Source organism: Thermus aquaticus (assembly GCF_001280255.1).
In the GTDB taxonomy this organism is placed as follows: Bacteria; Deinococcota; Deinococci; order Deinococcales; family Thermaceae; genus Thermus; species Thermus aquaticus.
Genome location: NZ_LHCI01000106.1, coordinates 703,951 through 709,111, shown reverse-complemented (window position 1 = coordinate 709,111; position 5,161 = coordinate 703,951). Strand labels below are relative to the sequence as shown.

The window sequence follows — 5,161 nt, the reverse complement described above, 5'->3', positions numbered from 1 at the left end:
GGGAGCGAGGCCACCATCTCGCTCACCCGGGCTGAGCCTGCGGCCAAGGCGCCCCGCACCACCTCTTCAAACCGTCGGTGGAGGCGCTTATCGGGGGAAAACGCTCGCAAAACGGCCCGTGAACTCCTGGAGCCTGGCCTCGGCCACCTTGAGCATGTCCATGGATCACCCCCGGTACCAGATACGGGCTGCGCCCGCAAGGGGAGATTTACCACGAAACGGAGATGTGGGTAAAGTCCTGTCACTATAGGGCTTGACACCACCCCATGCTGGCTTGCGCCAGCATGGGGACCCCGGCAAAAGGTTCCTGGGAAAGTTACCAGGCATAGGGGGCCGAAGGAACCGCAACCTCTCCCCGGCCAAGGCGGAGCGCCTGGCCAAGGACCCCCGGGTCTACGCCCTGAGCCCCGACCAGGAGGTTAAGGCCTATGGGGAGACCATCCCCTGGGGCGTGGCGCGCATCGGCGCCCCCACCACCACCTTCCTAGACCAACACCTCGGGCCACCCCACCCCGAGCCCTTCCTGAACGTCCGGGGATTTTAAGCGGGGTGCGTAAAAAGCCCCCCTCCTGTGGAGGGGGTAAAGAAAAACCCCCCTAACGGGGGGTTTCTTACGCCGGCTTGGCGGGGCTTGAAAGCGCGGGAACGGGCTTCATGCTCCTTAGAAAGGAGGTGATCCAGCCGCACCTTCCGGTACAGCTACCTTGTTACGACTTCGCCCCAGTCACGGGCCCTACCCTCGGCGCCTGCCCTAAGGCTCCCGGCGACTTCGGGTAGAACCCGCTCCCATGGCGTGACGGGCGGTGTGTACAAGGCCCGGGAACGTATTCACCGCGGCATGGCTGATCCGCGATTACTAGCGATTCCGGCTTCATGGGGTCGGGTTGCAGACCCCAATCCGAACTACGCCCACCTTTTTGCGATTCGCTCCCTGTTGCCAGGTCGCCTCGCTCTGTAGTGGGCATTGTAGCACGTGTGTCGCCCAGGCCGTAAGGGCCATGATGACCAGACGTCGTCCCCGCCTTCCTCCTGCTTTCGCAGGCAGTCCCGTTAGAGTGCCCGGCTTCACCCGCTGGCAACTAACGGCAGGGGTTGCGCTCGTTGCGGGACTTAACCCAACATCTCACGACACGAGCTGACGACGGCCATGCAGCACCTGTGCTAGGGCTCCCCTCGCGGGGCACCCCAGGCTTTCACCCAGGTTCCCTAGCATGTCAAGGCCTGGTAAGGTTCTTCGCGTTGCTTCGAATTAAACCACATGCTCCACCGCTTGTGCGGGCCCCCGTCAATTCCTTTGAGTTTCAGCCTTGCGGCCGTACTCCCCAGGCGGCGCGCTTAACGCGTTAGCTTCGGCCCCCAGATAACCCAGAGACCTAGCGCGCATCGTTTAGGGCGTGGACTACCCGGGTATCTAATCCGGTTTGCTCCCCACGCTTTCGCGCCTCAGCGTCACGAGTGGACCAGGTGGCTGCCTTCGCCATCGGCGTTCCTCCCGGTATCTGCGCATTTCACCGCTACTCCGGGAATTCCACCACCCTCTCCCACCGTCTAGCCTGAGCGTATCCCACGCTCCTCCACGGTTGAGCCGTGGCCTTTCACATGGGACGCCCCAAGCCGCCTACACGCCCTTTACGCCCAGTAAATCCGGGTAACGCTCGCGCCCTCCGTATTACCGCGGCTGCTGGCACGGAGTTGGCCGGCGCTATTACCCCGGTACCGTCAGTCCCCTCATCGGGGGTTTCGTCCCGGGTTCAGGAGTTTACACCCCGAAGGGCTTCCTCCTCCAAGCGGCGTCGCTCCGTCAGGCTTGCGCCCATTGCGGAAGATTCCTAACTGCTGCCTCCCGTAGGAGTGGGGCCCGTGTCTCAGTGCCCCTGTGGCCGGCCGTCCTCTCAGACCGGCTACCCGTCGTCGCCTTGGTGGGCTCTTACCCCACCAACTAGCTGATGGGACGCGGGCCCATCCGGAAGCGGGCAAAACCCTTTAAACACACCCCACAGGATGTGTCCACATGGGGGATTAGCCTGGGTTTCCCCATGTTGTCCCCCTCTTCCGGGTAGGTCACCCACGCGTTACTCACCCGTCCGCCGCTGACCGTGAGATACCCCACGGCCCGCACGACTTGCATGTCTTAGGCACGCCGCCAGCGTTCACCCTGAGCCAGGATCAAACTCTCCACCAAAAAACGCCTTGAGGCGTTTGGGTGTCGCTCTTGTGCCCTGTTCCCGCGCTTTCAAGATCCCCCGCCGGTTCAACCGGCGCAACATTGAATGTACCAAAGGGGGGGCCATCTGTCAAGATGGGGGCATGCTGGACCTCCTGGTGGTGGTGCCCCACCCGGACGACGAGACCTTCGGCGCAGGCGGGGCTTTGCTTCTCGCCAAGGCCCAAGGCCTGAGGACGGGCATCCTGACCCTCACCCGGGGCGAGGCAGGGAGGACCCTGGGCCTCTGCGCCCCGGAGGAGCTCGCCGAGGTGCGCCTGAGGGAGCTCAAGCGGGCGGCGGAGGTCCTAGGCGTGGACCACCTCGAGGCCCTCGCCTTCCCCAACGCCCTGCCCCAGGGGGCGGAGGAAGCTCCCCGGGGACAGGCCACGGGGGAAGGCCTCGCCCAGCACCCCGAGGCCAAGGAGGCCGTCCGGGAGAGGCTTATGGGCCTCAGGCCCCGCTTCGTCCTCACCTTCCCCCCGGACGGCATCAACGGCCACCCCGACCACGTGGCCACCAGCCGCTACGTGGAGGAGGCGGCGGCGGGCCTGGCCAGGGTCGTCTATTTCGTGCGCCCCGAGGGCCCCTACCCCGTGACCCACCGCCTGCGCCTTCCCGAGTGGGCCCTGAAAAGGAAGCTCCAGGCCCTGGCCCAGCACAAAACCCAGGCCCTCTCCATCCTGGACTTCATGGAGCGGCACCCCGAGCGGCTATGGACGGAAACCTTCCACCTGCCGGGAAGCCAAGGGACCAGGGAGGGGCCATGGTGGTGAGGCCCCTGGACCACACGGCGGACGTGGGCTTTGAGCTGGAGGCGGAGAGCCTCGAGGGCCTCTTCCAGGCCGCTTTGGCCGGGCTTCTCCAGGTGATGTTCCAAAACCCCCCCCAAGGGGGAAAGAGGAGGCGGCGGGTGGTCCTGGAAGCCGAGGACCTGGAAACCCTACTGGTCCGCTACCTGAACGAGCTCATCTACCTGATCCAGACCAAGGGCTTCGTGCCGGGGAAGGCCAATGTCCGCATAGAGCCCAAGGAGGAGGGCTTCCGCCTCACGGCCACCCTCTTCGGGGAGCCCTTCCGGGAGGCGTTCGGCTTTCAGGGCGAGGTCAAGAGCGCCACCTTCCACGGCCTCTTCATCCGCCAGGAAGGGGGCCGCTTCCTGGCCCGGGTGATCCTAGACGTGTAGGGAAGCCAGGCTACCGCGCACCCGCTCCATAAGGCCCGCCTCCACCAGGGCCTTGGCCCTGAGGAGGGCGTGTTTCACCGCCACCTCGTCGGCGGAGCCGTGGCCGATGAAGACCGCCCCCTCCACCCCCAAAAGGGGCATGGCCCCGTACTGGGCGGGGTCCACCCGGTCCTTCACCCGGCGCAAAGCCCCCCTGGCCAGCAGGGCCCCAAGCCGGGCCAAGGGAGAGGAGGTGAGGGCCTCCTTGATCCAGGAGAGGAGGACCTTGGCCTCCCCCTCCGCCAGCTTCAGCGCCACGTTGCCGGTGAAGCCGTCGGTGACCACCACCTCAGTGGTCCCCAAAAAGATGTCCCGGCCCTCCACGTTGCCGAAAAAGCGCTCCCCTAGGGCCTGCCGCAGGAGGGGGTAGGTTTCCAGAACCAGGGCGTTCCCCTTCCCCTCCTCCTCCCCGATGGAGAGGAGGCCCACCCGGGGGCCCGCCACCCCGCTGGCCTCGGCGTAGGCCAGGCCCATGGCGGCGAACTGCACCAGGAAGCTAGGGCGGCAGTCGGCGTTGGCCCCCCCGTCCAGGAGGAAGGTCCGCCCCTTCTGACTCGGAAACTCCACCAGAAGGGCGGGCCTCTCCACCCCCCGGACCCGGCCCAGGGTGAAGAGGGCGGCGGCCATGGTGGCCCCGGTGTGGCCCATGGACACCACCGCCGCCACCTCCTGGGCCTTGAGGAGGCCCATGGCCACCGCGACGGAGCTTTGGGGGCGCCTGCGCACCTCGGTGGCGTGCGCCTCCATAGGGATGTGGTCGGGGGCGTGGACGATGGGGAGATCCGCCCCGTGCCGGGCAAGCTCGGCCTTCAGGGCGCTTTCCTCCCCCACCAGAACCACCTCCACCCCCTCCCGGGCCGCCAGGAGGGCGCCCAAAACGGTTACCTGGGGGGCCCGGTCCCCCCCCATGGCGTCCAGGGCGATTCTCATGCGCTAGCGGGCAGATGCTTTTCTATCTTGGCCTGGAAGTTCCGCTTGGGCTGGGCCCCCACCAGGACCTCCACCGGCTGGCCGTTCTTGAAGAGGATCACCGTGGGGATGCTCATGACCCGGTAGCGCATGGCCGTCTTGGGGTTCTCGTCCACGTCCAGCTTGGCCACCAGGAGCTTGCCCTCGTACTCCTGGGCCAGCTCCTCGAGGACGGGCGCGATCATCCGGCAGGGGGCGCACCACTCCGCCCAGAAGTCCACCAGCACCAGGGGGTGGTTCCTCAGGGCCTCGTCAAAGTTGGCGTCGGTAACCTCCACGGGCTTCGCCATACCCCCTCACTCTAAAGCAAAACCCCCCGGGGATAAACCCGGGAGGCGACCCTTTGGGACTAAGTGCCCGCACGTTAGCTTTGATACTGTCTTGCCTGTCAAGCCACCCCTTGGAGGGACTGGCCTGCGTAGTACTCCCTTAGCCTCCCCATCATCCGCCTAAGAAGCTTGTGGGCCACGGCCACCAGGGCCTGCTTTTTGCGCTTTCCCCGCGACAGCAGGCGACGGTAGAAGGCCCCCATCTCCGGGTCGTGCCTCACCGCCACCAAGGCCCCCATGAAAAGCTTCCTTCGCAAAAGAGGAGGCCCCTTCCGGGAGAGCCGGCTCCTCTCCACGCTCTTCCCCGACTCCTCCCGCTCGGGGATCAGGCCCGCGTAGGCGGCCGCCGCCTTGGCCCTTCCCCAAAGGTGCGGGGGCAGGAGGGCCAGCACCGCCGCCGCCACCTGGGGCCCCACCCCGGGCAGGCCCATCAAG

General features: G+C 66.4%; 6 protein-coding genes and 1 rRNA gene. 3 read left to right on the top strand and 4 right to left on the bottom strand.

What is annotated here, in order from left to right; genetic code table 11:
- Positions 1-274: 274 nt before the first annotated feature.
- Positions 275-544, top strand: a complete 270-nt coding sequence (locus tag BVI061214_RS13760; RefSeq protein WP_053767499.1) for a hypothetical protein — start codon at positions 275-277, stop codon at positions 542-544.
- A 121-nt stretch (positions 545-665) separates the two neighbouring features.
- On the opposite strand, the gene BVI061214_RS04865 is transcribed toward BVI061214_RS13760, so the two are convergent.
- Positions 666-2,182: ribosomal RNA gene (locus BVI061214_RS04865) — 16S ribosomal RNA — on the bottom strand.
- A gap of 128 nt (positions 2,183-2,310) precedes the next feature.
- Between BVI061214_RS04865 and BVI061214_RS04860 the strand changes: the two genes are divergently transcribed.
- Positions 2,311-2,979 (top strand): PIG-L deacetylase family protein, encoded by a 669-nt coding sequence (locus tag BVI061214_RS04860; RefSeq protein ID WP_156303295.1) that lies wholly within the window; start codon positions 2,311-2,313, stop codon positions 2,977-2,979.
- Positions 2,970-3,389 carry an archease gene (locus tag BVI061214_RS04855; RefSeq protein ID WP_053767497.1) on the top strand — a complete coding sequence of 140 codons (420 nt, stop codon included), beginning with the start codon at positions 2,970-2,972 and terminating at the stop codon, positions 3,387-3,389. The genes BVI061214_RS04860 and BVI061214_RS04855 overlap by 10 nt, the downstream gene beginning before the upstream one ends.
- On the opposite strand, the gene plsX is transcribed toward BVI061214_RS04855, so the two are convergent.
- From plsX to BVI061214_RS04840, 3 genes are all read right to left on the bottom strand, one after another.
- Positions 3,378-4,358: a phosphate acyltransferase PlsX gene (plsX, locus tag BVI061214_RS04850; RefSeq protein WP_053767496.1), complete on the bottom strand. Its 981-nt coding sequence runs from the start codon at positions 4,356-4,358 to the stop codon at positions 3,378-3,380. The two genes, BVI061214_RS04855 and plsX, sit on opposite strands and share 12 nt — an antisense overlap.
- The gene (gene trxA / locus BVI061214_RS04845; RefSeq protein ID WP_053767495.1) at positions 4,355-4,687 is read right to left on the bottom strand and encodes a thioredoxin; all 333 of its coding nucleotides are present in this window, start codon (positions 4,685-4,687) and stop codon (positions 4,355-4,357) included. Before trxA ends, plsX begins: the two co-directional genes overlap by 4 nt.
- Before the next feature lie 98 nt (positions 4,688-4,785).
- Positions 4,786-5,161, bottom strand: a 376-nt coding sequence (locus BVI061214_RS04840; RefSeq protein WP_156303222.1) for a transposase, incomplete at its 5' end; no start/stop codon positions are given.

What these genes read in the sequence shown, in the direction of transcription:
- BVI061214_RS04855 (WP_053767497.1), top strand. Translation starts at nt 2,970, where the DNA reads ATGGTGGTGAGGCCCCTGGACCACACGGCGGACGTGGGCTTTGAGCTG.
- plsX (WP_053767496.1), bottom strand. Translation starts at nt 4,358, where the DNA reads ATGAGAATCGCCCTGGACGCCATGGGGGGGGACCGGGCCCCCCAGGTA.
- trxA (WP_053767495.1), bottom strand. Translation starts at nt 4,687, where the DNA reads ATGGCGAAGCCCGTGGAGGTTACCGACGCCAACTTTGACGAGGCCCTG.